Genomic DNA, 25,860 nt, shown 5'->3' with positions numbered 1-25,860 from the left:
CATGGACAACGACAACCTCTTCGTCGCACTGCGCGCCGGTTTCCCGGCCGCTATGGAGGGCGTGGCGATCGAGGCCGACAACGGCCTCGTCTACACCTGGCGCGACATCGAGCGCGCCACCGCGATGATCGCCAACCTGCTGGCCTCGCTGGAACTGCCGCCGGGCGCACGCGTCGCGGTGCATACCGACAAGTCGGTCGAGACGCTGCTGCTCTACCTGGCGACGCTGCGGGCCGGCTTGGTCTACCTGCCGCTCAACAACGCCTACCAACAGGCCGAGCTCGAATACTTCATCGACAACGCCGAGCCCGGCGTGGTGGTGTGCTCGGGCCGCAACTTCCCGTGGATCAGCAAGCTGGCTTTCCGGCGCGGCGTCGGCCATGTGTTCACACTGAACGATGACCGCAGCGGCACGCTGCTGGACCGCGCGGCGCAACAGGGTGATCGGCACGAAGCGGCAGTCGTGCGCGCCGACCAGCTGGCAGCCATCCTCTACACCTCCGGCACCACCGGGCGCAGCAAGGGCGCGATGCTGAGCCATGGCAACCTGCTGAGCAATGCGCGGACGCTGCAGACCTATTGGGACTGGCGGGCCGACGACGTGCTGATCCACGCATTGCCGATCTTCCATGTGCACGGCCTGTTCGTCGCCTGCCACGGCGCGCTGCTCAACGGCAGCAGGATGCTGTGGCTGAGCCGCTTCGAGGCGCGTGCAGTGGTCGAGCGGCTGCCCCGCGCGACGCTGTTCATGGGCGTGCCGACGCTCTATGTGCGGCTGCTCCAGGAGGCCGCGCTGACGCGCGAGGCCTGTGCGCGCATGCGGCTCTTCATCTCCGGCTCGGCGCCGCTGCGGCTCGAGACCTTCCACGAGTGGCAGGCCCGCACCGGTCACGTCCTCCTCGAACGCTACGGTATGAGCGAGACCGTGATGCTGACGTCCAACCCCTGCCGGCCGGAGGACGGCGAGCGCGTCGGCGGCACCGTCGGCCGGCCGCTGCCCGGCGTGGCGCTGCGCGTGGTCGACGACGGCGGGGTATCGCAGCCGGCGGGAGAGGTGGGCAACATCGAGGTGCGCGGCCCGAACGTGTTCTCGGGCTACTGGCGCATGCCGGAGAAGACGGCCGAGGAGTTCACCGCCGACGGCTGGTTCAGGACCGGTGACGTCGGCCGGCTCGACGAAAGGGGCGGTCTGACGATCGTGGGGCGCAGCAAGGACCTGATCATCAGCGGCGGCTACAACGTCTACCCGGCCGAGGTCGAGGGCTACCTGAACGAGTTGCCCGGGGTGGCGGAGTCGGCGGTGATCGGCGCGCCACACCCGGATCTTGGCGAGGCGGTGGTCGCTGTGGTGGTGCCCAGGCCGGCGGCCGAGCTCGATGCGGGAAGCCTGGTGGCGCAGCTCAGAACGCGCATCGCCGGCTTCAAGCTGCCCAAGCGCGTGTTCGTGGTCGACGAGCTGCCGCGCAATGCCATGGGCAAAGTGCAGAAGAACCTGCTGCGTCAGCAGCACGCCCGGCTGTTCGTCGGCGACTGAGGGGGCGGCTCACTGGCTGATCTGGCGGCCCGCCTCGACCTGCGACTCGAAGTAGCGCTGGCCGCTGAAGGCGATGGTCGCGATCAGCACCGTGGCGCCGACCATCAGGGCGCCCACCACGCCGAACACCACCAGCCAGCCGCTGGACCCTGCCGCCCCCTGCGGGTTGTAGCGCGCGTTCCAGCGCTCATCGGGCGTGAGGCCGTAGACGATGGCGGCGAGCATGCTGGCGGTGAGCGAGAGCCCCAGCAGCGGGATCAGCGCCCACGCGGCGCGGTCGTCCTGGCCGAGTTCGAGCATGCGAGACACGCCATACAGGCCGAGCAGGGTGGGCGGCAGGTGCAGCCACCCCCAGGCATCGCGCAGCCCGTGCAGGTAGAAGCGGTGCAGGCCCAGGCTGCCGGTCAGGAAAGCGAGCCAGGTCGCGAGCGTTTTCGAGCGGTGCTTCATCAAGGCGGCGCCAGCGGGACGCGGTCGGTGGGGGCCGCGGCATCGCCGCCGCCGAGGGCGCGCTGCAGGATGACCACGTCGAGCCAGCGCTCGAACTTCCAGCCCGCGGAGCGCATGACGCCCACGTCGGCGAAACCGAGCGAGCGGTGCAGGCCGATCGATGCGGTGTTGGCGCTGTCGCCGATCACCGCGAACATCTGGCGCGCGCCCAGCGCCTCGCAGCGGGCGAGCAACTCGGCGAGCAGCAGGCGGCCGACGCCCTGGCCGTGCGCGCCCGGCGTGACGTAGATCGAGTCTTCGAGCGCGAATCGGTAGGCCAGGCGGGGCCGGAACGGGTTCGCATAGGCGTAGCCGAGCAGTTCGCCGGCGCGTTCGGCCACCAGCCAGGGCAGCCTTTTGGACAGCACGTCATCGCGGCGCCGGGCCATCTCGTCGAGGCTCGGCCCTTCGAGCTCGAAGGTGCCGGTGCCATGCACGGCATGCCAGCCATAAAGGGCGGTGATGGCCGGCAGGTCGGCCGCGGTGCTGGGCCGCAGCAGCAGGCCCGCGGCTGGGAAAGTGGCGCTCATCGGCAACGAGTTTATAATGCCCGGTTTCGGTGGCGGTCTCGCCCATCAGCAGCAGCGATGCGCAACGGTGGGTCGGGGCGTATCTACGACGCCGAGCAGGGGCAGCGTGAGCTGCCGTTGAGAGAGATTCGCCGGCCCCGTGTGTCCCGGGTGACGTGGATCCTGAACCAGAACAAGGAAACATCATGGTCGTGATCCGACTCGCGCGCGGCGGCTCCAAGAAGCGCCCCTTCTACAACATCGTCGCTGCCCCGGCACGCAACCGCCGCGACGGCCGCTTCCTGGAGCGCGTGGGCTTCTACAACCCGGTCGCCGCCGGTGGCGAAGAGCCGCTGCGCGTGGCCTTCGATCGCATCGATCACTGGGTCAGCCACGGCGCCCAGCTGTCGCCGACGGTGGCCCGCCTGGTGAAGGACGCCAAGGCCAAGGTCGCGCCTGCGGCCTGATGCCGCAGCGACGGGCGCCCACCGCACCGTGAGCAGCTCCGTGCTCGACGACGAAGTCGTCTGGCCCGAAGATGCGATCGAGGTCGGGCGCATCGTCGATGCCTGGGGCATCAAGGGCGGTATCAAGGTGCTGCCTTTTTCAAGCGACCCCCAGGCACTGTTCTCTTCGCGCCGCTGGTTTCTGCGGCCGCCCGAGAAGCAGACCGGCCCGAAGGCCGCCGCACCATTGCCGACGGTGCTGCGTGTCACGAGCGCCCGGGAGCAGGGTGACGTGATCGTCGCCACCGTGCAGGATGTGCCGGACCGCAATGCCGCCGAGGCCCTGCGCGGCTGCGGTGTCTTCGTGCCGCGTGCGAGCTTTCCGAGCACCGACGCGGGCGAGTACTACTGGATCGACCTGATCGGTCTGGCCGTCGTCAACCGCGAAGGTCAGGCGCTGGGCAGCGTGGCCGACCTGCTCGACACGGGTGCGCACAGCGTGCTGCGCGTCACCCAGGCCGAGGTCGACGGGGACGGCAGGTCCATCGAGCGCGAGCGCCTCATCCCTTTCGTCGCGGCCTACATCGACGAGGTGAGCCTGGCAGAGCGCCGCATCACGGTCGATTGGGGTCTCGACTTCTGAGGCGTGCAGGCCGCGCCATGCGCTTCGACGTCCTGACCCTGTTCCCGGAGCTGTTCACGCCGTTCCAGACCGTCGGCGTGACGCGCCGCGCCTTCGAAGGCGGCCGCATCGACCTCAGGCTCTGGCCACTGCGTGACTTTGCCGACAACGCCTACCGCCGCGTCGACGACCGGCCTTACGGCGGCGGTCCCGGCATGGTGATGCTGGTCGAGCCGCTGGAGCGGGCGCTGGCCGCTGCGCGCGAGGCCCAGGTGCAAGCCGGCGCGGCGCACACGCCCGTGCTGCTGTTCAGTCCGGCCGGTGTGCCGCTGACGCAAGGTCGCGCCGAGGCGCTTGCCGGCAGTGCGGGTGCAGTGCTCGTGTGCGGCCGCTACGAGGGCATCGACCAGCGTTTCATCGACCGTCACGTCGACGAGGAACTGAGCCTCGGCGACTTCGTGCTGTCCGGCGGGGAGATCCCGGCGCTTGCCTTGCTCGATGCCGTGGCGCGCCTGCAGCCGGGCGTGCTGAACGACCAGGCCTCGCACCAGCAGGACAGCTTCTCCGACGGCTTGCTCGATTGCCCGCACTACAGCCGGCCCGAGCGCCTGGGCGAGGGCGTGGCTGACGGGGTGCCGGCGGCGCTGATGTCGGGTCACCACGCCGAGATCGCGCGCTGGCGGCGCGAGCGCCAGCTCGAGCTGACCGCCCGGCGCCGGCCCGAGCTGATCGCCGCGGCGCGAGGCCAGGGGAGGCTCTCGGCGGCCGACGAGCGCTACCTGCGGACGCTCGATCTGCTTGGCCTATAATCGAAGGCTTTTCGATCCTCTACCCGGCCTTTCAGAAAAGATCCCTTCACCGGGAACGCGGCGCGGGCACGATCACTTGGAGAACCCATGGACCTGATCCAAACCCTCGAGCAGGAAGAAATTGCTCGTCTGAACAAGACCATTCCGGCCTTCGCGCCGGGCGACACGGTGATCGTCAGCGTCAACGTCGTCGAAGGCACGCGCAAGCGCCTGCAGGCCTACGAAGGCGTGGTCATTGCCAAGCGCAACCGCGGCCTGAACAGCTCGTTCATCGTGCGCAAGATCTCCAGCGGCGAAGGGGTCGAGCGGACCTTCCAGCTCTACAGCCCCTTGATCGCATCGATCGAAATCAAGCGCCGTGGCGACGTGCGCCGTGCCAAGCTGTACTACCTGCGCGAGCGCAGCGGCAAGTCGGCACGCATCAAGGAAAAGCTCGCCTGACCCGTGGTCAGCCGCGAGCATGCTCGCGGTCGCGCGCAGCGCGAAGCGAGCTCTCGACGCGACCCGGCACAGCCGGCCGCGTCAAAAGCTGGCCCCGTCGAGCGACATGGAGAGCCGCCCTCCCGGCGGCTTTTTCATTCCCGAACGCCTAAGCTTGCACCTCCATGCAGCGCATCCCCATCATCGATCCGCGCGCCGTACCGGTGATCGGGCGTGACACCCACCTGCCTGCCGTTCCGTCGGAGCGGTTCCTGCCGGCTGCGCTGCGCCAGCGCTTCCTCCTGCCGCCGCCGTGGGAAGTCGAGTTCCCGGGTGATGGCCGGCTCATCGATCGGGAACCGGCCAACGCCTCGGTGCTGATGCCGCTGGTCGTGCGCGACGGTGCGCTGGCGGTGTTGCTGACGCAGCGCACCGACCACTTGGCCGACCATGCCGGCCAGATCAGCTTCCCCGGCGGGCGTGCCGAGGTGGAAGACGCCGATGCGATCGCCACCGCACTGCGCGAGACCGAAGAAGAGGTCGGCCTGCCGCGTCGCCACATCGAGGTGATCGGCACGTTGCCGACCTACACCACGGTCACCAATTTCGTCGTCACGCCGGTCGTTGCCCTGGTCGAGCCGGGTTTCACGGCGCGGCCGGACCCGTTCGAGGTGGCCGAGGTGTTCGAAGTGCCGCTCGCCTTCCTGATGAACCCGGCCCACCACCAGCGACATCTCTTCGAAGGGCCGGGGGGGCAGCGAGTCTTCTATTCGATGCCCTGGTACCCGACGCCCGAAGCGCCCGGCTACTTCATCTGGGGCGCGACCGCAGCGATGCTGCGCAACTTCTATCGCTTCCTCAGCGCCTGACGGGTAGGCCTCGCGTCGACGGCAGCAACGGCGAAGCCGAGGCGCCTCGGTATCATCGACCCATGAGTTTCTTCGCGGTCTTGCTGGCCCTCGTCATCGAGCAACTTCATCCCCTGCCACGCAGCAACGGCATCCACGACGGGATGGTGGCGTGGATCCGCTGGACCGGCCGCAACTTCGATGCCGGACGTGACCATCATTCCTGGGTCGTGTGGATCATCACCGTGGTGCTGCCGGCCCTGGTGGTGTTTGCGGTTCACGTTGCACTCGCGCATTTCAGTGTGCTGCTCGGTCTGGGCTGGGACGTTCTGGTGCTCTACCTGACGCTCGGCTTTCGCCAGTTCAGCCACTACTTCACCGACATCCGCGACGCGCTGGAGCGCGGTGACGAGCTGCAAGCCCGCCGCCTGCTGGCCGAATGGCGACAGCTCGACGCGAGCGATCTGCCGCGCACCGAGTTGCTGAGGCACGTGATCGAGCATTCGCTCGTTGCGGCGCACCGCCATGTGTTCGGCGTGTTCTTCTGGTTCGTGTTGCTGTCCACGCTCGGCCTTGGCCCGGCGGGTGCAGTGCTGTACCGGCTGGCAGAGTTCTCGAGCCGTTACTGGGCCTTTCGCAGCCGCACCGTGGGCGTGCCGATCAACGAGCGCCTGATGCAGCGCTCGCAGCAGCTGTTCGCCTGGATCGACCACCTGCCCGCGCGTCTCACGGCATTCGGCTTTGCGGTGGTTGGCGACTTCGAAGCGGCGATCGAATGCTGGCGTCGCGATGCCGGCCTGTGGCGCTCCGCCAACGACGGCACCCTCCTCGCGGCAGCGGCCGGCGCCGTGGGCGTGCGGCTGGGCGGCAGCGCACCGCCGCCGCTGCAGCCCGATCGATCCAAGGACTTCGCCACTGGCGCCAACAGCCAGGACACGGACGCCGTGGGGTCGACCCCTGGCCTGCCCCCGGAGCTCGGTCACCTGCGCAGCGTCGTCGGCCTGGTGTGGCGCTCGGTGGTCTTGTGGATGCTGCTGCTCGCACTGTTGAGCCTGGCCAACCTGATAGGCTGACCTCGCGGGCTCGTCAGGCCGCCGGTCATGCTTGATGAAGACCCAGGCGGCGTCGAGCACGAAGGCCGCAAGGCGCAACGCCGGGTCTTGGGCGCAATGCCTCCTCAGCCGCCGAGCCGCGCGCGGTGCCTCGCGATCTGCCGCCGCACTTGCGTCGGCGCCGTGCCGCCGAGCACCTGGCGTGCATTGAGCGAGCCTCGCAGCGTCAGCGCCGCGTGCACGTCGGAGGCAATGGTCGGGTGAAAGGCCTGCAGCGCGGCGAGCGGCAACTCGCTCAGGTCCTGGCCCTGGGCGATGGCGGTCTTGACCGCATGGGCGACGATTTCATGCGCGTCGCGGAAGGGCAGGCCCTTCTTGACCAGGTAGTCGGCCAGGTCGGTCGCCGTCGCATAGCCCTTCAGTGCAGCGCGCTCCATGGCCTCGGGTTTGACCGTGATGCCGCCCACCAGCTCGGCGAAGATGCGCAGTGTGTCCTTCAAGGTGTCCACCGTGTCGAACAGCGGCTCCTTGTCTTCCTGGTTGTCCTTGTTGTAGGCCAGTGGCTGGCCCTTCATCAGCGTGATCAACGCCACCAGGTGGCCGACGACGCGGCCGGTCTTGCCGCGCGCCAGTTCGGGCACGTCGGGGTTCTTCTTCTGCGGCATGATCGACGAGCCGGTGCAGAAGCGGTCCGCCAGGTCGATGAAGCCGAAGCTCTGGCTCATCCACAGGATCAGCTCCTCGCTGAGGCGTGACACATGCACCATGCACAGCGCCGCGGCGGCGGTGAACTCGATCGCGAAGTCGCGGTCGCTCACCGCGTCGAGCGAGTTCTGGCACACGCCCTCGAAGCCGAGCGTGCGGGCGACGCGCTCGCGATCGAGCGGGTAGCTGGTGCCGGCCAGTGCGGCGGCACCGAGCGGCAGCCGGTTGACGCGCCGGCGCACATCGACCAGGCGCTCGGCATCGCGCGCGAACATCTCCACGTAGGCCAGCAGGTGGTGGCCGAAGCTCACCGGCTGCGCCACCTGCAGATGGGTGAAACCGGGCAGGATGACTTCGGCATTCGGCTCGGCCACGTCGACCAGGGCGCGCTGCAAGGCCACCAGCAGCGCGTCGATCGCGTCGATCTCGCCGCGCAGCCACAGCCGCACGTCGGTCGCGACCTGGTCGTTGCGCGAGCGGCCGGTGTGCAGGCGTTTGCCGGCGTCCCCGATCAGTTGGGTCAGGCGCGCCTCGATGTTGAGGTGAACGTCTTCGAGGTCGAGTTTCCACTCGAACGTGCCGGATTCGATCGCGGTGACGATCTGCGCCATGCCCCGGACGATGGCGGCATGGTCTTCAGGCGCCAGAATGCCCTGCGCGGCCAGCATCTCGGCATGGGCGAGCGAGCCGTCGATGTCGGCGCGCCACAGCCGCTGGTCGAAATCGACGCTGGCGGTGTAGCGCTTGACCAGTTCGCTCATCGGTTCGGAGAACAAGGCCGACCAGGCCTGCGATTTCTTGTCGAGTTGGTTGTCTTTGCTCATGGCCGGACCCGCCAGGCGGCGCTTGCCGCGGGTCGTGCAGGTTGTGGACAATCGATTGTAGGAGCCCGCCCTTCGTGACCGCACCGATTCCCGCCGCCACCCCGACCCCCGCGCCCGGCGGCGCGCAGGCCGTGGGGGGCACCGAGACCTTGCTGTTGAGCACCGGTTTCGGCAATCTCGGTGCCGATGTCGGCCGCGATGCCGGTCCGCCCGCGGCCGGCGCCGAGCGGTCCGCTTTCGACGTCTGCCATGTCGGAGTCGTGCTGCGTGCGGTGCTGTTCGTGCATGGTGTGCTCGCGCTGGCAACGGCTTTCATCGTGAGCGAGCTGGGCAGCTGGGGCCTGCAGTTCGCGACCGCCTCCGGTGTCGCGATGCCGGCCTTGCTGTGGTGGTTGCTGACCGCTTGTCTGGCGCAGGGGCAACTCGCCCGGCTGTCGCTAGGGCTGCAGTGGAGTCTTGCCACGCTCTGGGGCGGCGCTTGCAGTGCCGTGGCGTGGTGGCTCTGGAACTGGTTTCAGTGGTCCGACACCCGCCCGGCCGACGCCTTGCATGCGCTCGCCGGCGCGGCAACAGGTGCGGCCATGGCGGCGGCGTTCTTCCACTGGCTGCGCCAGCGCGCCCGGCTCGAGCAGCCCGCGGCGACCCGAGCGCGGCTGGCCGAACTGCAGTCGCGCATCCGGCCGCATTTCCTGTTCAACACGCTCAACACCGCCATTGCGCTGGTCCGCACCGATCCATCGCGCGCCGAGGCCGTGCTGGAGGACCTGGCGGAGCTGTTCCGGGTGGCCCTGAACGACAGCGGCGCCCAGGCGGCGACCCTGCGCGACGAGGTCGAGCTGGCCCGGCGCTACCTGGCCATCGAGCAAATCCGCTTCGGCGAGCGCTTGCAGGTCCGCTGGGAAATCGATCCCGAGGCCGACGCGGCGAGGCTGCCACCGCTGCTGCTGCAGCCGCTGGTGGAGAACGCCGTCAAGCACGGCATCGAGCCGGCGGCAGAGGGCGGCATGCTGCGGGTGAGAACGCGGGTGCGGCGAGGGCAGGTCGAGATCCTGGTGGCCAACAGCGTGCCGCGGCAGGCTTCGGTGCCCGGCCACGGCATCGCGCTGCGCAATGTGCACGAGCGCCTGCGCCTGATGCACGATGTGGCGGCGCATTTTCGTGCCGGTCGCGATGGCGACATTTATCGCGTGCAGATCGTCGTGCCGCTATGAGCACTGCGGCCGATCCGCTGCGCGTGCTGATCGTCGACGACGAGCCGCTGGCCCGCCTGAGGCTGGCCCAGCTGGTGCGCGAGGTCGGGGCGGGCGGAGATCCCGCGGCGCAGGTGTCGGGCGAGTTGGCGCAGGCGCAGGAGGCGCTCGACTGGCTGGCGCGGCACGACGCCGACGTGCTGCTGCTCGACATCCAGATGCCCGGCCTCGATGGCACTGCGCTCGCGGCCCGGCTGCAAGCCTTGCCGCGCTCCCCGGCGGTGGTGTTCGTGACGGCGCATGCCGAGCATGCGCTGCGTGCCTTCGAACTGGAAGCGGCGGACTACCTGACCAAGCCAGTGCGCCGCGAACGCTTGCAGGCTGCCTTGTCGCGCGTGGCGCGGCGTTCCCTGGCAGCGGGCGCGCCGGCCGCGGTTGCGCCCGTGATCGTCGTCAGTGAGCGCGGGCGCCTGGTGCGTGTGCCGCTGGCCGATGTGCTGTACCTGAAGGCCGAGCTGAAGTACGTGACGCTGCGCACTGCGACCCACACCTATGTGCTCGATGACGCGCTCACCGAGATCGAGCAGCGGCTCGGCGAGCAGTTCCTGCGCGTGCACCGCAATGCGATCGTCGCCAAGGCCGCGGTGAGCGCCCTCGAGCGCCGCGACAGCGAGGAAGAGGGCGCCGAAGGATGGGCCGTGCGCGTCAGCCTCACCGGCGAGTGGCTCGCCGTGTCGCGGCGGCAGGTCGGCGCGGTGCGTGAGGCATTGACCGCCAGCGGGCTGTAGCGGGTTCGGGCGCCCGGCGAACACGGGGCCGCCACGGATAATCGGGGCGATGCATCCCTCTGCCTTGCTCGACCTCGCCGGCGAACTGTCGCGTGCCGTGCTCAAACTCGATGCGCCGGCTGACGGCGTGGTGTCCGCGTTCTTTCGCCAGCACCGCAGCCTGGGCCACCGCGAGCGCCACGCACTGGCCGAGACCGTCTATACCGTGTTGCGCCAGCGCCTCTTGTTCCAGCATCTGGCGCAATCCGGTCAGGGCCCGATGGAGCGGCGGCTCGTGTTGCTCGGTTGGCAGGGTGGCGATGGCGTGCTGCAGGGCGCAGCGTCGCCATCGGAGCGCGAATGGCTGGCCCGCGCCCACGCCATCGACGTCGCCACGCTGCCCGAGAAGCTGCGCCACAACCTGCCCGACTGGCTGGCGCAGCCGTTGAAGGCTGCCTTGGGCGATGCAGAGTTCTGGCGGCTGGCCGCCAGCCTCAACGGGACGGCACCGCTGGACCTGCGCGTGAACGCGGTCCGCGCCAAGCGCGAAGAGGTGGCCGCCGCATTGCACGAGGCGGGCATCGAGGCGCAGCTCACGCCCCACTCCCCTTGGGGCTTGCGTGTGCAGGGCAAGCCGGCGCTGAACAAGCTCGAACTCTTCAAGCGGGGTGACGTCGAGGTGCAGGACGAGGGCAGCCAGCTGCTCGCGCTACTGACCGAAGCCCGACGTGGCGAGATGGTGGTGGATTTCTGTGCGGGCGCCGGCGGCAAGACCCTGGCGCTCGGCGCGATGATGCGCAACACGGGGCGGCTCTACGCCTTCGATGTGTCCGGTCACCGCCTCGACGCGCTGAAGCCGCGCCTGATGCGCAGTGGCTTGTCGAACGTGTACCCGGTACAGATCGCCCACGAACGGGATGAGCGTATCAAGCGTCTGGCCGGCAAGATCGACCGTGTGCTGGTCGACGCCCCCTGTTCCGGGCTCGGCACGCTGCGCCGCAACCCCGACCTGAAATGGCGGCAATCACCGAAGGCGATCGAGGAGTTGCGCGTCAAGCAGGCAGCCATCCTGGCCAGCGCCGCGCGCTTGCTCAAGCCGGGCGGACGGCTGGTTTACGCGACATGCAGCCTGCTGGACGAAGAGAACGAAACGATCGCTCAGGCGTTTGCGACCGGGCATCAGGATTTCACGCCCGTGGCCGCCGCCGAGGTGCTGGAACACGGCAAAGTCTGCGCCGCGGAGCAGCTGGTTCGGGGCGATTTCCTGCGCCTTTGGCCGCATCGGCATGCGACGGATGGATTTTTTGCTGCAATCTGGCAGCGGAAATGAGGGCTGCCGCCCTGAACGCTATCGACCGGAATTGCTCAAACGCAAACTGGCCCGGGAAAGTCCGTAGTTTCCAGGGGCTTTTCAGCGGGCTGACATTTACAATCTGCCAGCATTCAAAAGGATAGAGATGGAATTGGCTTCGACGATGTGGGATGGCGCGATCGACGGTTTGGCGCACGGGTGGCTGCACGCCAGTTGGTGGCAGGTGCTGTTGTGCGTGCTGGCGATGACGCACGTCACCATTGCCGCGGTGACGATTTTCCTGCACCGCTCACAGGCGCACCGCGCCCTCGACTTGCATCCGGCAGTGATGCATTTCTTCAGGCTGTGGCTGTGGCTGAGCACCGGCATGGTGACGAAGGAGTGGGTTGCCATCCACCGCAAGCACCACGCCAAGTGCGAGACCGAAGAGGATCCGCACAGCCCGCAGACGCGCGGTATCAAGAAGGTGTTGCTCGAGGGCGCCGAACTGTATCGGGCCGAGGCCAAGAACAACGAGACGATCGCCAAGTACGGCCTTGGCACGCCGGATGACTGGATCGAGCGCAATCTGTACACCCGCTACAGCTGGCAAGGCGTGGGCGTCATGTTGTTGGTGAACCTGTTCCTGTTCGGCGCGGTCGGCGCAGCGGTGTGGGCGGTGCAGATGCTGTGGATTCCGATCAACGCGGCCGGCATCATCAATGGTCTGGGACACTTCTGGGGCTATCGCAACTTCGAGGCGCCGGATGCGTCGACCAATGTGTCGCCCTGGGGCGTCATCATCGGCGGTGAAGAGTTGCACAACAACCACCACACCTATCCGACGTCGGCAAAGTTCTCGGTCAAGCCCTACGAATTCGACATCGGTTGGGTGTACATATCGGTGCTGGCGAAGTTCGGTCTGGCTTCGGTGCGCAAGACGGCGCCGAAGCTGGCGCTCGGTGTGATCAAGCCGGTGGCCGACAGCATGACGCTCGAGGCGATCATCGCTCACCGCTATGAGCTGATGGCGGGCTATGGACGCGAGCTGAAGGCGGCCTGCCGCGTCGAGCTCGCGCGCCTGAAGGCCGAGGGCCAGCAGCATTCCCCGAAGTGGAACCAGTTGCATTTGGCTCATCGTTGGCTGCACCGCGACGACGATCGCATCCCGCAGGCCGTGCGCTTGCAGGTGGAGACCGCGCGTGCGGAGCACCCGGTGCTCGACAAGCTCGTCACGATGCGCGAGGAACTGCGTCAGCTGTGGACGCGCACCAACGTGTCGGCCGAGCAGCTCGTTGCCGATCTGCAGGCGTGGTGCAAGAAGGCCGAGGAGAGCGGCATCGCCGCGCTGCAGGAGTTCGCCTTGCGGTTGCGTTCCGCGCATGCTTGACGCCGCAAGGGCTGCGCTGTGATCTGACTGGGCGGCGTGTGTCGGGAAAATGAAGGCGCCTCCGGGCGCCTTTTTCGTGCGCGGGGCGCACCGGGCCAAGGCATGCTGTCTTCTAGCAGGCGACAAAAAGCCCGCCGGGCCAAGGCCGGGCGGGCTTGCGTGAAGCGCGAAGCCCTATTTCAGCTTCACTTCCTTGTAGGCGACGTGCTTGCGTGCCTTCGGATCGAATTTCATCAGCTCCATCTTCTCGGGATGCAGCTTCTTGTTCTTGTCGGTCGTGTAGAAGTGACCGGTGCCGGCTGTCGATTCCAGCTTGATTTTTTCGCGTCCGCCTTTTGCCATGATCCGCTCCCGAAGTTCAGAGTTCGCCCTTGGCACGCAGATCGGCAACGACCTGTTCGATGCCGACCTTGTCGATCAGACGCAGCGCCGCGTTGGTGACGCGCAAACGCACCCAGCGGTTCTCGGTTTCGAGCCAGAAGCGGCGGTACTGCAGGTTCGGCAGGAAGCGACGCTTCGTTTTGTTGTTGGCGTGGGAGACATTGTTTCCCACCATCGGGCGCTTGCCCGTGACTTGACAGACGCGTGCCATGACGCTTCTCCGTTCGATGTGATGCAACTCAGTGTGCAGAGCAGATGAGGTTGTCGTGGCAACCCGCCTGATGCTCACCCTTCCGGTCGCCTGCAGCCTGCCGTAGAGCGGGCCGAGGGCACCGGGCCCTGTTTGACAAAGACCGCAATTATAGCCAGAACTTCGCCAGTCCTGACAGCCGACACGTGGGACGGTGCTCACCCCTGTTCCAGGAATCTCTGCGCATCGAGCGCGGCCATGCAGCCGGTGCCGGCGCTGGTGATGGCCTGGCGGTACACGTGGTCCTGCACGTCGCCGGCGGCGAACACCCCGGGCACGCTGGTCATCGTCGCGAAGCCGTTCAGCCCGGTGCGGGTGATGATGTAGCCGTCCTTCATCTCCAGCTGGCCGCGGAAGATCTCGGTGTTGGGCCGGTGCCCGATGGCGATGAAGCAGCCCTTGAGCATCAGGTCCTGGGTGCTGCCGCTGCGGGTGTCCTTCAGGCGCACCCCGGTCACGCCGCTGGCGTCGCCCAGCACCTCGTCGAGCACGTGGAAGAGCTTCAACTCGATCTTGCCGGCCGCCACCTTCTCCATCAGCCGGTCCACCAGGATGGCCTCGGCCTTGAACTTGTCGCGTCGGTGCACCAGGGTGACCTTGGCGGCGATGTTCGACAGGTACAGGGCTTCCTCGACGGCGGTGTTGCCGCCGCCGATCACGCAGACCTCCTGGTCGCGGTAGAAGAAGCCGTCGCAGGTGGCGCAGCCGCTGACGCCGCGGCCCATGAAGGCTTCCTCGGAGGGCAGTCCCAGGTACATCGCCGAGGCGCCGGTCGCCAGGATCAGCGCGTCGCAGCTGTAGCGGCCCGAGTCGCCGGTGAGCGTGAACGGCCGCTTGGAGAAGTCGACCGCATGGATGTGGTCGAAGACGATCTTGGTCTTGAAGCGCTCGGCGTGCTCCAGGAAGCGCTGCATCAGCTCCGGCCCCTGCACGCCGTGCACGTCGGCCGGCCAGTTGTCGACCTCGGTGGTGGTCATCAGCTGGCCGCCCTGGGCCATGCCCGTGATCAGCACGGGCTCGAGGTTCGCACGCGCGGCGTACACCGCCGCCGTGTAGCCGGCCGGGCCGGAACCAAGGATCAGAACGCGGGCGTGCTGGGGGGTGCTCATGGGTGGGGGTCAGATCGTTGGTTAGGGCGCTTTGGGGTCGAAATCAGGGAGGATCCGCGTTTGTGAGCGCTGACCGTCGGTTAGAGTTCGCATCGGTAAGATTTCACAGCCCCGGGGCTGTCTTGCAGCGCAGGACGGAATTGTAGGTAGTGCTGCGAGCCGGTCGCGTCAAGGGGGCCAATGGCCTCGATAGTCCAACCAGACCTAAGGATGCCGCGATGGCAATGTTGTCCAACCTCGACCTGATCCGGCGGGTGCCGCTCTTTTCGCTGCTCACCGGCGAGCAGGCGCAGGCGATCTCCGACGGCGTGGTCAAGCGGCGCTACCGCCGTGGCGAAGTGATCGTCGAACAGGGCACCAAGTCGAACGCGCTGTACATCCTGCTGACCGGGCGTGCACGCGTGGTCACGGCCGATGCGCGGGGGCGAGAGGTCATCCTCGCCGTGCTGCAGCCTGGCGACTATCTCGGCGAAATGAGCCTGATCGACAACGAGCCTCATTCGGCGACCGTGCGTGCCGAGGTGCAGTGCGACGTGCTGGTGCTGGGTCGCCCCGAATTTGCCCGCTGCCTGCCGGAGAACTCGAGCCTGTCGTACGCCATCATGCGCGGCCTGGTGGCACGGTTGAGGGCGGCCGACCGGCAGATCGAGTCGCTGGCGCTGCTCGACGTCTATGGCCGCGTGGCGCGAGCGCTCCTCGACATGTCGGAAGAGGGCGCCGAATACAAGCTGATCCGCAACAAGGTCTCGCGGCAGGATCTGGCCAAGGTGGTCGGCGCCTCGCGTGAAATGGTCAGTCGCGTGATGAAGGATCTGGAAGAGCGCGGGTTCATCAAGACGCAGGAGAACGGCGCGGTCCACATCATGGAGCGCCTGGCGCACCGCTGACATCGCTGCACGTCTTTGGGGGCAGCCCCTTGTCCCCGATCAACAGTTCGACACGAGGCCCCAGGCTCATCGGCCACAATCTGCGGCATGAGTTTTCCGTTGGGTTCCCTGAGCAAGGATGCGACCGACCGTGATGGCGTCGCTGCGCTGTCCGCACCGCGCTGGCGTTTGCAGTTCGCGGTGGTCTTCGGTGGTGTGCTGTGGTTGCTGGCTCTGCTGGCACTTGCGACCCACAGCGGCAGCGACCCCGCGTGGTCGACCTCGGGCATCGCCGACGAGATCCACAACCGCGCCGGCGTGCTCGGTGCCTGGTTCTCCGACATCGCGTTCTTCCTGTTCGGCTATTCCGTGTGGTGGGCGATGCTGGTCGCGGCGCGTGCCTGGCTCAGTGCGCTGGCGCGCCTGCTGCGCGCCGACGACGCCCCCGCGCGCAACGATGTCGTCGCGGCCCGGCCGCCCTGGTTGTTCTGGCTCGGTCTGGCGCTCGTGCTGGCAGCGAGCTGCTCGCTGGAGTGGACGCGCCTGTACCAGTGGGAGGCGCGGCTGCCGGGTGGCCATGGGGGCGGCGTGCTCGGTTATGCGCTCGGGGGTCTGAGCATGAAGGCCATCGGCTTCACCGGCTCCGGCGTGTTCTGGATCGCCGCGCTGGTTCTCGGTCTGCCGCTGGCCTTGCGGTTCTCGTGGTCGGCGGTGGCCGAGCAGCTCGGCACCGCGCTGGAAGGCCTGCGCGAGAAGCGCCAGGAGCGCATCGAGCGGGCGGAGGACATCCGCCTCGGCGAGCAGGCGATGCGCGAGCGTGAGCACGTCGTCGAGTTCGAACGCGAGCAGCTCGACGATCACATTCCCTTGGTGATCGAAGCGGCGGTGGTCGAGCTGCCGAAGAGCGAGCGCGTTGCCAAGGAGAAGCAAAAGCCGCTCTTCACCGAGCTGGCGGACACCAAGCTGCCGCAGGTCGACCTGCTCGATGCGGTGCCCGGCCGCATGGAGACCGTGACGCCCGAGTCGCTCGAGATGACCTCGCGCATGATCGAGAAGAAGCTGAAGGACTTCGGCGTCGAGGTGCGCGTGGTCGCCGCCTCGCCGGGGCCGGTGATCACCCGCTACGAGATCGAGCCGGCCACCGGCGTGAAGGGCTCGCAGATCGTCGGCCTGGCCAAGGACCTGGCGCGTTCGCTGAGTCTCGTCAGCATCCGTGTCGTCGAAACCATTCCCGGCAAGAATTACATGGCGCTGGAGCTGCCGAACGCCAAGCGGCAGACGATACGCTTGTCGGAGATCCTCGGCTCGCAGGCCTACAACGACGCCTCGTCGATGCTGACCATGGGCCTGGGCAAGGACATCGTCGGCGGCCCGGTCGTCGCCGACCTCGCGAAGATGCCGCATTGCCTGGTGGCCGGCACCACCGGCTCGGGCAAGTCGGTCGGCATCAACGCGATGATCCTGAGCCTGCTTTACAAGGCCGAGGCGCGCGACGTGCGCCTGATCCTGATCGACCCCAAGATGCTCGAGATGAGCGTCTACGAGGGCATCCCGCACCTGCTGTGCCCGGTGGTCACCGACATGAAGCAGGCGGCGAATGCGCTGAACTGGGGTGTCGGCGAGATGGAGCGGCGCTACAAGCTGATGAGCAAGCTCGGCGTGCGCAACCTCGCCGGCTACAACAAGAAGATCGACGAGGCCGCGGCGAAGGGCGACAAGCTGCCGAACCCCTTCAGCCTCACGCCGGAGGCGCCCGAGCCGCTGGAGCGGCTGCCGCACGTGGTCATCGTGATCGACGAACTCGCCGACCTGATGATGGTGATCGGCAAGAAGATCGAAGAGCTGATCGCGCGCCTGGCGCAGAAGGCGCGCGCCGCCGGCATCCACCTGATCCTGGCCACGCAACGCCCGAGCGTCGACGTGATCACCGGCCTGATCAAGGCCAACATCCCGACGCGCATTGCCTTTCAGGTGAGCAGCAAGATCGACTCCCGCACCATCCTCGACCAGATGGGTGCGGAAGCCTTGCTCGGCATGGGTGACATGCTCTACATGCCTTCGGGCACCGGCCTGCCGGTGCGTGTGCACGGCGCCTTCGCCAGCGATGAGGAAGTGCATCGCGTAGCCGACTATCTGCGCAGCCAGGGGGCGCCGAACTACATCGAAGGCATCCTCGAAGGCGGCACGCTCGACGAAGACGCGGGCGCCGGCGGCGAGGGCGGCGGCACGTCGGACGGCGAGGCCGACCCGATGTACGACCAGGCCGTGGCCATCGTGCTGCAGCACAAGCGCGCGTCGATCTCGCTGGTGCAGCGCCACCTGCGCATCGGCTACAACCGGGCCGCGCGCCTGCTGGAACAGATGGAGAAATCCGGCCTCGTCTCGGGCATGGCGACCAACGGCAATCGCGACCTGCTCGTCCCGGCGCGGAGCGCCGAATGAAGCGTCGGGCTGTGTTGCTGGTGGCGCTGTGGTGCGCTGCCGGCGCCGCGCAGGCGGATGCGATCGACACCCTCATGGGCTTCGTCTCCGGCGTGAAGACGGGACGCGCGGCCTTCACGCAGACCGTTACCTCGCCCGACGGCGTGAAGAAGAAGACCTCGAGCGGCAGCTTCGAATTCTTGCGGCCGAACCGTTTCCGCTTTGCCTACACCAAACCCTACGAACAGCTGATCGTGGCGGACGGCCAGAAGGTCTGGCTCTACGACACCGATCTCAACCAGGTGACGGTGCGCCCTTTCACCCAGGCGCTCGGTGCGAGCCCTGCCGCCCTGCTGGCGGGAGCCTCCGTGGACAAGGACTTCGAACTGAAAGCGCTGCCCGACGACGCCGGCCTGCAATGGGTACAGGCCCTGCCGCGCGCCAAGGACGGCTCCTTCCAGTCGCTGAAAGTGGGTTTTCGCGGCAAGACGCTGGCAGCGGTCGAAATCGTCGATGCCTTCGGCCAGCGTTCGCGGCTCGACTTCAGCCAGTTCGAGGCCGACCCGAAATTGCTGGCGGAGCGATTCAGTTTCACGCCGCCCTCCGGCGCCGACGTGATCGCGCAGTGAGCTTCATCCGCGACCGCCTCGTCGGCGGGGCGGTCGTGTCGGCGGGCGGTGGGTTGCGGAACGACTCCCGACGGGGCGGCGAGGTCCGTCCCGGGCCCGTCTGACTGCGACAATCGAGGCATGGCTTCGACCCTTCCGTCGCTTCCTTCGATCGGCGCGGCTGCGTCCGCCGACGCACCGCTGGCCGAACGCCTGCGCCCGGCCACGCTGGACGAAGTGATCGGCCAGGTGCAGTTGCTCGGCGAGGGCAAACCGCTGCGCGCCGCGTTCGCGTCGGGCCGGCCGCACTCGATGATCCTGTGGGGCCCACCGGGCACCGGCAAGACCACGCTGGCCCGCCTGATGGCGCGTGCCTTCGACGCCCAGTTCATCGCGATCTCGGCCGTGCTCGGCGGCGTGAAGGACATCCGCGAGGCGGTCGAGCAGGCGCAGGTGGCGCAGGGCATGGGGCGGCGCACCATCGTGTTCGTCGACGAGGTGCACCGCTTCAACAAGGCGCAGCAGGACGCCTTCCTGCCGCACGTCGAGTCCGGTCTGTTCACCTTCATCGGTGCGACCACCGAGAATCCGTCGTTCGAGGTCAACTCGGCCTTGCTGTCGCGCGCCACGGTGCATGTGCTGCGCCCGCTGGACGGAGGCGAGCTGGCCGAGCTGCTGGAGCGTGGTCGGGTGCTGCTGGGCGGCTCGCCGCTCAGCGACGCAGCACGCACGCGCCTGGTCGCCTACGCCGATGGCGATGCGCGCCGCCTGCTCAACACCTACGAGAACATCGCGCGCATGGCCGGTGCGGTGCTCGAGATCGATGAGGCCTTCCTCGAGCAGGCGCTGGGCGAGCAGCTGCGCCGCTACGACAAGGGCGGCGACCAGTTCTACGACAGCATCTCGGCGCTGCACAAGAGCGTGCGCGGCTCCGACCCGGATGCCGCGCTGTACTGGTTCGTGCGCATGATCGACGGTGGTGTCGACGCGCGCTACGTGGCGCGCCGCCTCGTGCGCATGGCCAGCGAAGACATCGGCCTGGCCGATCCGCGCGCGCTGCGGCTCGCGCTCGATGCGGCCGAAACCTACGAGCGGCTCGGTTCGCCCGAGGGCGAGCTGACACTGGCCCAGGCCGTGGTCTATCTCGCGGTGGCGCCGAAGAGCAATGCGGTCTACGTGGCCTACAAGGCGGTGCGCGCCTTCGTCAAGGGTGATGGCAGCCGCCCGGTGCCCTTGCACCTGCGCAATGCGCCGACGGCGCTGATGAAGCAGCTCGACCACGGCAAGGGCTACCGCTATGCGCACGACGAGGAGGGCGGTTTTGCGGCCGGCGAGCGCTACCTGCCGGAGGGGGTGGACCAGCGCTTCTACGAGCCGGTACCGCGCGGCCTGGAGATCAAGATCGGCGAAAAACTCAACCGGCTGCGCGAACTCAACGCCGCTGGCACCGCCAAGAAGCGCCAGGACGCGTGATCCGCGGTGTTTCGCCAGCGGGACTTCCCGCAGCAGGCCGGCTGCCGGGGCTGCCTACAATCCGCGGCGTTCGATGACAGGACGATGAACCGAGCCCGCAGCTGGCGGGCTTTTTGCTAGACATCGCAATCGCGGTCTACCGGCCGCTCGCGATGGAGCGGTGCTGATCCACAGCACCCGTACAGGGGACCTCACGATGGACATCTTCATCCAGCAGATCATCAACGGCTTGGTGCTCGGGAGCATGTATGCCCTCGTTGCACTGGGCTACACGATGGTCTACGGCATCATCAACCTGATCAACTTCGCCCATGGCGAGGTGCTGATGGTGGGCGCGCTCACCAGCTGGACGGTCGTCACGGCCCTGGCGGATTCCGGCTTGCCCGGCTGGCTGTTGATGCTGATCTCGCTGGTGGCCGCGATCGTGGTCTGCTCCGTTCTCAATTTCTCGATCGAGAAGATCGCCTACCGCCCGCTGCGCAATGCACCGCGCCTGGCGCCGCTGATCACCGCGATGGGCATGAGCCTGCTGCTGCAGACGCTCGCGATGATCATCTGGAAGCCCAACTACAAGCCCTATCCGATCCTGCTGCCCAGCGAGCCGTTCAACGTGTTCGGCGCGGTGATCAACACGACGCAGATCCTGATCCTCGTCGTCACCGCGGTCACGCTGGCCGGGCTCATGTTCCTCGTCAACAAGACCAAGCTCGGTCGCGCGATGCGCGCCACCGCCGAGAACCCGCGCGTCGCCGGCCTGATGGGCGTGCGGCCCGACACCGTGATCTCGGCCACCTTCATCATCGGTGCGGCGCTGGCCGCGCTGGCCGGCGTGATGTATGCCGCCAACTACGGCTCGGTGCAGCATACGATGGGCTTCCTGCCAGGGCTCAAGGCGTTCACCGCGGCGGTGTTCGGGGGCATCGGCAATCTGGCGGGTGCGATGGTCGGTGGCGTGCTGCTGGGGCTGATCGAATCGATCGGTGCTGGCTACATCGGGCAGCTGACCGGCGGCATCCTGGGCAGCCACTACCAGGACATCTTCGCCTTCATCGTGCTGATCCTCGTGCTGACCTTGAGGCCGCAGGGCCTGCTCGGCGAGCGCGTCGCAGACCGGGCCTGAGCAGGAGACGACCATGATGAAGAACAAGCTCGTCGTCTTCCTCGTCGCCGGTGTGCTGCTGCTGCTGACGCCGCTGGTCGCGCAGTACTTCGGCAACGCCTGGGTGCGCATCATCGACATTGCGCTGCTCTACGTGCTGCTGGCGCTCGGCCTGAACATCGTCGTCGGCTATGCGGGCCTGCTCGACCTGGGCTACATCGCCTTCTATGCGCTCGGCGCCTACATGTTCGGTCTGCTGGCGAGCCCGCACCTGTCGGAAAACTTCGCGGTCGTCAGGTCGATGTTTCCGGGCGGGCTGCACACGCCGCTGTGGTTCGCGATCCCGCTGGCGCTGCTGATCGCCGGCACGGCCGGCGTGGTGCTCGGTGCACCGACGCTGAAATTGCGCGGCGACTACCTCGCGATCGTGACGCTCGGCTTCGGCGAGATCATCCGGGTGTTCCTGAACAACCTCGACGCGCCGATCAACATCACCAATGGCCCGAAAGGTGTGTCGCAGATCGACTCGATCAAGTTCCTGGGCCTCGACCTCGGCCGCACGCTGGACCTGGGTTTCATCGCGCTGCCGTCCGTCACGCTGTACTACTACCTCTTCCTCGCGATGGTGATCGTGAGCGTGATCATCTGCTACCGCCTCGAGCGCTCGCGCATCGGCCGCGCCTGGATGGCGATCCGCGAGGACGAGATCGCCGCCAAGGCCATGGGCATCAACACCCGCAACATGAAGCTGCTCGCCTTCGGCATGGGTGCCAGCTTCGGCGGTGTGGCCGGTTCGATGTTCGGTGCCTTCCAGGGCTTCATCTCGCCGGAGTCGTTCGCGCTGCAGGAGTCGATCATGGTGGTGGCGATGGTGGTGCTGGGCGGCATCGGCCACATCCCGGGCGTGATCGTCGGCGCGCTCTTGCTCGCGGCGCTGCCCGAGGTGCTGCGTTACGTGGCCGGGCCGTTGCAGGAGATGAGCGGCGGTCGGCTCGACGCCGCGATCCTGCGCCAACTGCTGATCGCACTGGCGATGATCTCGATCATGCTGGCCCGCCCGCGAGGACTGTGGCCTTCGCCCGAACACGGCAAGGTGGCGCCGCCGCCCAGCGGGGCGGCCGGTGTCCGGCCCGTTCCCGCGAAGTGAGGAGAACACCATGAGCTCCCCCGTTCTCCGCGTCGCCAACGTGTCCAAGCGCTTCGGCGGCCTGCAGGCCCTGAGCGATGTGGGCATCACCATCGACCGTGGTCAGGTCTATGGCCTGATCGGCCCGAACGGCGCCGGCAAGACCACCTTCTTCAATGTCATCACCGGCCTGTACACGCCGGACTCCGGCGTGTTCGAGCTCGAAGGCAAGGCCTACAAGCCGAGCGCGGTGCACGAGGTCGCCAAGGCCGGCATCGCGCGCACCTTCCAGAACATCCGTCTGTTCGCCGACATGACGGCGATCGAGAACGTGATGGTCGGGCGGCACATCCGCACCAAGTCGGGGCTGATCGGCGCGGTGCTGCGCACGCCTGGCTTCAAACACGAGGAAGCCGCGATCGCGAAGCGGGCGCAGGAACTGCTCGACTATGTCGGCATCGGCAAGTACACCGAGTACAAGGCGCGCACCCTGAGCTACGGCGACCAGCGGCGCCTGGAGATCGCGCGGGCATTGGCCACCGAGCCCAAGCTGATCGCGCTCGACGAGCCGGCGGCCGGCATGAACGCGACCGAGAAGGTGGTGCTGCGCGAGCTGATCGACCGCATCCGCAAGGACGGCCGCACCATCCTGCTGATCGAGCACGACGTGAAGCTGGTGATGGGCCTGTGCGACCGCGTGACGGTGCTCGATTACGGCAAGCAGATCGCCGAGGGCGCGCCGGCCGACGTGCAGCGCAACGAGAAGGTGATCGAGGCCTACCTGGGCGCCGGTCACAAGGCCCACTGAGCAAGGAGTACGCGATGGCAGACACGTTGCTCAAGGTCACCGGCCTGAAGGTCGCCTACGGCGGCATCCAGGCGGTGAAGGGCGTGACGCTCGAGGTCAAGCAGGGCGAGCTGGTGAGCCTGATCGGCGCCAACGGCGCCGGCAAGACCACCACGCTGAAGGCGATCACCGGCCTGCAACCGGTGGGCAGCGGCGAGATCGAGTTCATGGGCCGCAGCATCAAGGGGCAGGGCGCCTGGGACCTGGTGAAGCAGGGCCTGGTGATGGTGCCGGAAGGCCGCGGCACCTTCACCCGCATGACCATCACCGAGAACCTGCAGATGGGCGCGTTCACGCGCACCGACAAGGAGATCGATGCCGACCTCGAGAAGGTCTTCGGCATTTTCCCGCGGCTGCGCGAGCGCCGCCACCAGCTCGCCGGCACGATGAGCGGCGGCGAGCAGCAGATGCTGGCGATGGGGCGCGCGCTGATGGCGCGGCCGAAGGTGCTGCTGATGGACGAGCCGTCGATGGGCCTGTCGCCGATCATGGTCGACAAGATCTTCGAGGTGGTCAACGACATCCACCAGCAGGGCACGACCGTGCTGCTGGTCGAGCAGAACGCCAGCCGGGCCCTGCAACTCGCGACGCGCGGCTACGTGATGGAGTCGGGCGAGGTGACGATGAGCGGCGATGCGAAGGCGCTGCTCAATGATCCGAAGGTGAGGGCGGCTTACCTCGGGGAGTGAGAGGGCCCGGCTCTCCTGCCGCGCTCAGTGCTTGTCCGCCTCGCTGGTGAACGAGTCGGCGTAGAAGGCCTCTGCCGGCAAGCCGCACCGCGCCACGAAGTCACGTTGCGCCGAATCCACCATCACCGGCGCGCCACAGGCGTAGACCTCATGGCCGCCGAGGTCGGGCAGGTCGGTCATCACCGCCTGGTGGACGAAGCCGGTGCGTCCCATCCATGCATCTTCGGGCCGCGGCTCCGACAGCACCGGGATGTAGCGCAGCTTGGGCATCGCCGCGGCGGCCTGCTCGGCCCAATCGTGCAGGTAGAGATCGGCCTTGCTGCGGCAGCCCCAGTACAGCACGGCGTCGCGGGCGATGCCCTTGAACTGCATGTGCTCGATGATCGCCTTGATCGGCGCGAAGCCGGTGCCCGAAGCGAGCAGCACGATGGGCTTGGCCGAATCCTCGCGCAGGAAGAAGCTGCCGAAGGGTCCTTCCAGGCGGAGGATGTCCTTCTCCTTCATCGCCCCGAACACGTGGTCGGTGAACTTGCCGCCCGGCATGTGGCGCAGGTGCAGCTCGAGCCCGGCTTGCGCGCGGTGCGGCGCGTTGGCCATCGAGTAGCTGCGGCGTGCACCATCGCGCAGGATGAACTCGACGTACTGGCCGGCGTGGTACTTGAGCACCACGTTGGCGGGCAGTTGCAGCGTCAGGATCGCCACGTCGGGCGCCGGCCGGGTCAAGGGGCCGACCCGGCACGGCATCTTCTGCACCGGGAACTCACCGGCGCCGGCGACGGTACGGGCTTCGATCAGCAAGTCGGTCTGCGGCGTGGCGCAGCAGGTCAGCATCCAGCCGGCTTCCTCTTCGGCGACGCTCAGGGCCTTGAGCTGGTGCGCGCCGTGGATCACGCGGCCTTCCAGCAGGCGGCTCTTGCACGAGCCGCAGGCGCCGTCGCGGCAGCCATAGGGCAGGCCCACGCCGGCGCGTATCGCGGCCGGCAGCACCGCTTCGTCGCGTGCCACTTCGAAGCTGCTGCCGCTGGGCTGCAACGTCACCTTGAAATTCATTTCGGTATCCTCGAACACAACTCGAATCAAACAGGATTGTGCCCGCCGGCCCGGCGCGCTGCCTGCCGTTGCCCCATGCCCTCACCCCAACCCAGCCGTCCTGCCGTGTTCCGCAAGCCGCGCCTGCTGATCGTCGGCTGCGGCGACATCGGCCAGCGGGTGCTCGAGCAGCTCGCCGGTCGCTATCGGGTGTTGGCGCTGACGTCCCAGGCGGTCCGCGTGGAGACCTTGCGTGCGCTCGGCGCGCGGCCGTTGATCGGCGACCTGGATGCGCCTGCGACGCTCGGTCGGCTGGGTGCGCTGGCGCCGCGGTTGCTGCACCTGGCGCCGCCGCCCGGCACGGGCGAGAGCGATCCCCGCACCGCAGCGCTGCTGCGCGCCCTGGCTCGCGGTGGTGTCACGCAGCGCATCGTGTACGGCGGCACCAGCGGCGTGTACGGAGACGCCGCGGGAGTGCGCTTCGACGAGACACGCGCTGTCGCGCCCGTGACGGCGCGTGCGCAGCGGCGCGTGGCGGCCGAGCGCCTGCTGCGCTGGCACGGCCGCGCCTTCGGTGTGCGGGTGACGCTGCTGCGCATTCCCGGCATCTATGCCGGCGACCGCCCCGGCGGCGCCCCGCGCGAGCGGGTCGTGCGTGGCACGCCGGTGCTGGTGGCGCACGAGGACGTGTACACCAACCACATCCACGCCGATGACCTGGCGCGAACCTGCATCGCGGCGCTGCACCGTGGCCGCCCGCAGCGGGTTGTCCACGCCAGCGACGACACCGAGCTGAAGATGGGCGACTACTTCGATCTCGTGGCCGATCTGGCCGGGCTGCCTCGGCCGCCTCGGGTCACGCGCGCGGTGGCGCGGCAAGCACTCACGCCGGCCGCCCTGAGCTTCATGAGCGAGTCGCGGCGGTTGGTGAACGACCGGCTGCGTGCCGAGTTGCGCGTTGCGCTGCGCTACCCGACGGTGCATGCGGGCCTGCGGGCTTGTTGAGTGGGGCCCGCGGGGCCGGCTTTGGGCAGTCCACCGCCGTCCGGCTGGCTGTGAGCCCCTG

At 67.9% G+C, this 25,860-nt stretch carries 27 protein-coding genes; 20 read left to right on the top strand and 7 right to left on the bottom strand.

Translation table 11 applies throughout. The features are described 5' to 3' along the window. Position 1: 1 nt before the first annotated feature. Positions 2-1,534: a malonate--CoA ligase gene (locus tag ACQY9S_RS10185; protein WP_428425682.1), complete on the top strand. Its 1,533-nt coding sequence runs from the start codon at positions 2-4 to the stop codon at positions 1,532-1,534. A 9-nt stretch (positions 1,535-1,543) separates the two neighbouring features. On the opposite strand, the gene ACQY9S_RS10180 is transcribed toward ACQY9S_RS10185, so the two are convergent. Both ACQY9S_RS10180 and ACQY9S_RS10175 read right to left on the bottom strand, forming a co-directional pair. Continuing rightward, positions 1,544-1,984 (bottom strand): NINE protein, encoded by a 441-nt coding sequence (locus ACQY9S_RS10180; RefSeq protein WP_428425406.1) that lies wholly within the window; start codon positions 1,982-1,984, stop codon positions 1,544-1,546. Continuing rightward, entirely contained in the window at positions 1,984-2,553 is a 570-nt protein-coding gene (locus ACQY9S_RS10175; protein WP_428425404.1) for an N-acetyltransferase family protein, read from the bottom strand. Before ACQY9S_RS10175 ends, ACQY9S_RS10180 begins: the two co-directional genes overlap by 1 nt. Before the next feature lie 185 nt (positions 2,554-2,738). Here ACQY9S_RS10175 and rpsP point away from each other — a divergent pair, with 185 nt between their 5' ends. The 6 genes from rpsP to ACQY9S_RS10145 all read left to right on the top strand — a co-directional run bounded on the left by rpsP (position 2,739) and on the right by ACQY9S_RS10145 (position 6,750). Next, on the top strand, positions 2,739-2,999 hold the full coding sequence (gene rpsP, locus ACQY9S_RS10170; protein ID WP_036231012.1) for a 30S ribosomal protein S16: 261 nt from the start codon (positions 2,739-2,741) through the stop codon (positions 2,997-2,999). 28 nt (positions 3,000-3,027) lie between these two features. Then, positions 3,028-3,621 (top strand): ribosome maturation factor RimM, encoded by a 594-nt coding sequence (gene rimM, locus ACQY9S_RS10165; protein WP_428425402.1) that lies wholly within the window; start codon positions 3,028-3,030, stop codon positions 3,619-3,621. Positions 3,622-3,638: 17 nt separating this feature from the next. Continuing rightward, entirely contained in the window at positions 3,639-4,409 is a 771-nt protein-coding gene (gene trmD / locus ACQY9S_RS10160; RefSeq protein WP_428425400.1) for a tRNA (guanosine(37)-N1)-methyltransferase TrmD, read from the top strand. Between the two features lie 87 nt (positions 4,410-4,496). Continuing rightward, on the top strand, positions 4,497-4,850 hold the full coding sequence (gene rplS, locus ACQY9S_RS10155) for a 50S ribosomal protein L19 (protein ID WP_428425398.1): 354 nt from the start codon (positions 4,497-4,499) through the stop codon (positions 4,848-4,850). A gap of 164 nt (positions 4,851-5,014) precedes the next feature. Further along, positions 5,015-5,698 carry a CoA pyrophosphatase gene (locus ACQY9S_RS10150; protein ID WP_428425396.1) on the top strand — a complete coding sequence of 228 codons (684 nt, stop codon included), beginning with the start codon at positions 5,015-5,017 and terminating at the stop codon, positions 5,696-5,698. Between the two features lie 62 nt (positions 5,699-5,760). Continuing rightward, complete coding sequence (locus tag ACQY9S_RS10145; protein ID WP_428425394.1) at positions 5,761-6,750, top strand: CobD/CbiB family protein; 990 nt, start codon at positions 5,761-5,763, stop codon at positions 6,748-6,750. 104 nt (positions 6,751-6,854) lie between these two features. Here the strand turns inward: ACQY9S_RS10145 and argH are convergent, their stop codons facing one another. Next, positions 6,855-8,258, bottom strand: a complete 1,404-nt coding sequence (gene argH, locus ACQY9S_RS10140; RefSeq protein WP_428425392.1) for an argininosuccinate lyase — start codon at positions 8,256-8,258, stop codon at positions 6,855-6,857. Positions 8,259-8,299: 41 nt separating this feature from the next. Here argH and ACQY9S_RS10135 point away from each other — a divergent pair, with 41 nt between their 5' ends. The 4 genes from ACQY9S_RS10135 (at position 8,300) to ACQY9S_RS10120 (ending at position 12,896) form a co-directional block, all read left to right on the top strand. Then, a complete protein-coding gene (locus tag ACQY9S_RS10135) occupies positions 8,300-9,469 on the top strand; it encodes a sensor histidine kinase (protein WP_428425390.1) in 1,170 nt (389 codons plus the stop codon). Continuing rightward, positions 9,466-10,236 (top strand): LytR/AlgR family response regulator transcription factor, encoded by a 771-nt coding sequence (locus ACQY9S_RS10130; protein ID WP_428425388.1) that lies wholly within the window; start codon positions 9,466-9,468, stop codon positions 10,234-10,236. Before ACQY9S_RS10135 ends, ACQY9S_RS10130 begins: the two co-directional genes overlap by 4 nt. 49 nt (positions 10,237-10,285) lie before the next feature. Beyond that, positions 10,286-11,545 carry an RsmB/NOP family class I SAM-dependent RNA methyltransferase gene (locus ACQY9S_RS10125; protein ID WP_428425386.1) on the top strand — a complete coding sequence of 420 codons (1,260 nt, stop codon included), beginning with the start codon at positions 10,286-10,288 and terminating at the stop codon, positions 11,543-11,545. 127 nt (positions 11,546-11,672) lie between these two features. Continuing rightward, complete coding sequence (locus ACQY9S_RS10120) at positions 11,673-12,896, top strand: DesA family fatty acid desaturase (protein WP_428425384.1); 1,224 nt, start codon at positions 11,673-11,675, stop codon at positions 12,894-12,896. Positions 12,897-13,070: 174 nt separating this feature from the next. On the opposite strand, the gene rpmG is transcribed toward ACQY9S_RS10120, so the two are convergent. From rpmG to trxB, 3 genes are all read right to left on the bottom strand, one after another. Further along, positions 13,071-13,238, bottom strand: a complete 168-nt coding sequence (gene rpmG / locus ACQY9S_RS10115; protein ID WP_011828714.1) for a 50S ribosomal protein L33 — start codon at positions 13,236-13,238, stop codon at positions 13,071-13,073. A 16-nt stretch (positions 13,239-13,254) separates the two neighbouring features. Beyond that, positions 13,255-13,488: a 50S ribosomal protein L28 gene (gene rpmB, locus ACQY9S_RS10110; protein WP_428425680.1), complete on the bottom strand. Its 234-nt coding sequence runs from the start codon at positions 13,486-13,488 to the stop codon at positions 13,255-13,257. Positions 13,489-13,685: 197 nt separating this feature from the next. Next, positions 13,686-14,636 carry a thioredoxin-disulfide reductase gene (trxB, locus tag ACQY9S_RS10105; protein WP_428425382.1) on the bottom strand — a complete coding sequence of 317 codons (951 nt, stop codon included), beginning with the start codon at positions 14,634-14,636 and terminating at the stop codon, positions 13,686-13,688. A 218-nt stretch (positions 14,637-14,854) separates the two neighbouring features. Here trxB and ACQY9S_RS10100 point away from each other — a divergent pair, with 218 nt between their 5' ends. The 8 genes from ACQY9S_RS10100 to ACQY9S_RS10065 all read left to right on the top strand — a co-directional run bounded on the left by ACQY9S_RS10100 (position 14,855) and on the right by ACQY9S_RS10065 (position 23,765). Then, a complete protein-coding gene (locus tag ACQY9S_RS10100; protein WP_428425380.1) occupies positions 14,855-15,523 on the top strand; it encodes a Crp/Fnr family transcriptional regulator in 669 nt (222 codons plus the stop codon). A gap of 87 nt (positions 15,524-15,610) precedes the next feature. Further along, complete coding sequence (locus ACQY9S_RS10095) at positions 15,611-17,944, top strand: DNA translocase FtsK (protein WP_428425378.1); 2,334 nt, start codon at positions 15,611-15,613, stop codon at positions 17,942-17,944. Next, positions 17,941-18,552: an outer membrane lipoprotein chaperone LolA gene (gene lolA / locus ACQY9S_RS10090; protein WP_428425376.1), complete on the top strand. Its 612-nt coding sequence runs from the start codon at positions 17,941-17,943 to the stop codon at positions 18,550-18,552. The genes ACQY9S_RS10095 and lolA overlap by 4 nt, the downstream gene beginning before the upstream one ends. Before the next feature lie 120 nt (positions 18,553-18,672). Further along, entirely contained in the window at positions 18,673-20,004 is a 1,332-nt protein-coding gene (locus ACQY9S_RS10085) for a replication-associated recombination protein A (protein WP_428425374.1), read from the top strand. A 196-nt stretch (positions 20,005-20,200) separates the two neighbouring features. Beyond that, positions 20,201-21,124 carry a branched-chain amino acid ABC transporter permease gene (locus ACQY9S_RS10080; RefSeq protein WP_428425372.1) on the top strand — a complete coding sequence of 308 codons (924 nt, stop codon included), beginning with the start codon at positions 20,201-20,203 and terminating at the stop codon, positions 21,122-21,124. A 16-nt stretch (positions 21,125-21,140) separates the two neighbouring features. Next, positions 21,141-22,250, top strand: coding sequence for a branched-chain amino acid ABC transporter permease (locus tag ACQY9S_RS10075; RefSeq protein ID WP_428425678.1), 1,110 nt, complete (start codon positions 21,141-21,143; stop codon positions 22,248-22,250). A gap of 10 nt (positions 22,251-22,260) precedes the next feature. After that, entirely contained in the window at positions 22,261-23,037 is a 777-nt protein-coding gene (locus ACQY9S_RS10070; RefSeq protein WP_428425370.1) for an ABC transporter ATP-binding protein, read from the top strand. A gap of 14 nt (positions 23,038-23,051) precedes the next feature. Further along, complete coding sequence (locus tag ACQY9S_RS10065) at positions 23,052-23,765, top strand: ABC transporter ATP-binding protein (protein WP_428425368.1); 714 nt, start codon at positions 23,052-23,054, stop codon at positions 23,763-23,765. A 24-nt stretch (positions 23,766-23,789) separates the two neighbouring features. On the opposite strand, the gene ACQY9S_RS10060 is transcribed toward ACQY9S_RS10065, so the two are convergent. Continuing rightward, positions 23,790-24,815 (bottom strand): CDP-6-deoxy-delta-3,4-glucoseen reductase, encoded by a 1,026-nt coding sequence (locus tag ACQY9S_RS10060; protein ID WP_428425366.1) that lies wholly within the window; start codon positions 24,813-24,815, stop codon positions 23,790-23,792. A gap of 75 nt (positions 24,816-24,890) precedes the next feature. Here ACQY9S_RS10060 and ACQY9S_RS10055 point away from each other — a divergent pair, with 75 nt between their 5' ends. Further along, positions 24,891-25,799, top strand: a complete 909-nt coding sequence (locus tag ACQY9S_RS10055) for an SDR family oxidoreductase (RefSeq protein WP_428425364.1) — start codon at positions 24,891-24,893, stop codon at positions 25,797-25,799. The last annotated feature ends 61 nt before the right edge of the window (positions 25,800-25,860 follow it).

Origin of the sequence: Methylibium sp., from assembly GCF_965279545.1 — a bacterium.
Lineage (GTDB): Bacteria > Pseudomonadota > Gammaproteobacteria > Burkholderiales > Burkholderiaceae_C > Methylibium.
Note: the sequence above shows the minus strand (reverse complement) of the source record. Positions and strands in the feature narration are given on the sequence as shown.

What these genes read in the sequence shown, in the direction of transcription:
- ACQY9S_RS10185 (WP_428425682.1), top strand. Translation starts at nt 2, where the DNA reads ATGGACAACGACAACCTCTTCGTCGCACTGCGCGCCGGTTTCCCGGCC.
- ACQY9S_RS10180 (WP_428425406.1), bottom strand. Translation starts at nt 1,984, where the DNA reads ATGAAGCACCGCTCGAAAACGCTCGCGACCTGGCTCGCTTTCCTGACC.
- ACQY9S_RS10175 (WP_428425404.1), bottom strand. Translation starts at nt 2,553, where the DNA reads ATGAGCGCCACTTTCCCAGCCGCGGGCCTGCTGCTGCGGCCCAGCACC.
- rpsP (WP_036231012.1), top strand. Translation starts at nt 2,739, where the DNA reads ATGGTCGTGATCCGACTCGCGCGCGGCGGCTCCAAGAAGCGCCCCTTC.
- trmD (WP_428425400.1), top strand. Translation starts at nt 3,639, where the DNA reads ATGCGCTTCGACGTCCTGACCCTGTTCCCGGAGCTGTTCACGCCGTTC.
- rplS (WP_428425398.1), top strand. Translation starts at nt 4,497, where the DNA reads ATGGACCTGATCCAAACCCTCGAGCAGGAAGAAATTGCTCGTCTGAAC.
- ACQY9S_RS10150 (WP_428425396.1), top strand. Translation starts at nt 5,015, where the DNA reads ATGCAGCGCATCCCCATCATCGATCCGCGCGCCGTACCGGTGATCGGG.
- ACQY9S_RS10145 (WP_428425394.1), top strand. Translation starts at nt 5,761, where the DNA reads ATGAGTTTCTTCGCGGTCTTGCTGGCCCTCGTCATCGAGCAACTTCAT.
- argH (WP_428425392.1), bottom strand. Translation starts at nt 8,258, where the DNA reads ATGAGCAAAGACAACCAACTCGACAAGAAATCGCAGGCCTGGTCGGCC.
- ACQY9S_RS10130 (WP_428425388.1), top strand. Translation starts at nt 9,466, where the DNA reads ATGAGCACTGCGGCCGATCCGCTGCGCGTGCTGATCGTCGACGACGAG.
- ACQY9S_RS10125 (WP_428425386.1), top strand. Translation starts at nt 10,286, where the DNA reads ATGCATCCCTCTGCCTTGCTCGACCTCGCCGGCGAACTGTCGCGTGCC.
- ACQY9S_RS10120 (WP_428425384.1), top strand. Translation starts at nt 11,673, where the DNA reads ATGGAATTGGCTTCGACGATGTGGGATGGCGCGATCGACGGTTTGGCG.
- rpmG (WP_011828714.1), bottom strand. Translation starts at nt 13,238, where the DNA reads ATGGCAAAAGGCGGACGCGAAAAAATCAAGCTGGAATCGACAGCCGGC.
- rpmB (WP_428425680.1), bottom strand. Translation starts at nt 13,488, where the DNA reads ATGGCACGCGTCTGTCAAGTCACGGGCAAGCGCCCGATGGTGGGAAAC.
- trxB (WP_428425382.1), bottom strand. Translation starts at nt 14,636, where the DNA reads ATGAGCACCCCCCAGCACGCCCGCGTTCTGATCCTTGGTTCCGGCCCG.
- ACQY9S_RS10100 (WP_428425380.1), top strand. Translation starts at nt 14,855, where the DNA reads ATGGCAATGTTGTCCAACCTCGACCTGATCCGGCGGGTGCCGCTCTTT.
- ACQY9S_RS10095 (WP_428425378.1), top strand. Translation starts at nt 15,611, where the DNA reads ATGAGTTTTCCGTTGGGTTCCCTGAGCAAGGATGCGACCGACCGTGAT.
- lolA (WP_428425376.1), top strand. Translation starts at nt 17,941, where the DNA reads ATGAAGCGTCGGGCTGTGTTGCTGGTGGCGCTGTGGTGCGCTGCCGGC.
- ACQY9S_RS10085 (WP_428425374.1), top strand. Translation starts at nt 18,673, where the DNA reads ATGGCTTCGACCCTTCCGTCGCTTCCTTCGATCGGCGCGGCTGCGTCC.
- ACQY9S_RS10080 (WP_428425372.1), top strand. Translation starts at nt 20,201, where the DNA reads ATGGACATCTTCATCCAGCAGATCATCAACGGCTTGGTGCTCGGGAGC.
- ACQY9S_RS10075 (WP_428425678.1), top strand. Translation starts at nt 21,141, where the DNA reads ATGAAGAACAAGCTCGTCGTCTTCCTCGTCGCCGGTGTGCTGCTGCTG.
- ACQY9S_RS10070 (WP_428425370.1), top strand. Translation starts at nt 22,261, where the DNA reads ATGAGCTCCCCCGTTCTCCGCGTCGCCAACGTGTCCAAGCGCTTCGGC.
- ACQY9S_RS10065 (WP_428425368.1), top strand. Translation starts at nt 23,052, where the DNA reads ATGGCAGACACGTTGCTCAAGGTCACCGGCCTGAAGGTCGCCTACGGC.
- ACQY9S_RS10060 (WP_428425366.1), bottom strand. Translation starts at nt 24,815, where the DNA reads ATGAATTTCAAGGTGACGTTGCAGCCCAGCGGCAGCAGCTTCGAAGTG.
- ACQY9S_RS10055 (WP_428425364.1), top strand. Translation starts at nt 24,891, where the DNA reads ATGCCCTCACCCCAACCCAGCCGTCCTGCCGTGTTCCGCAAGCCGCGC.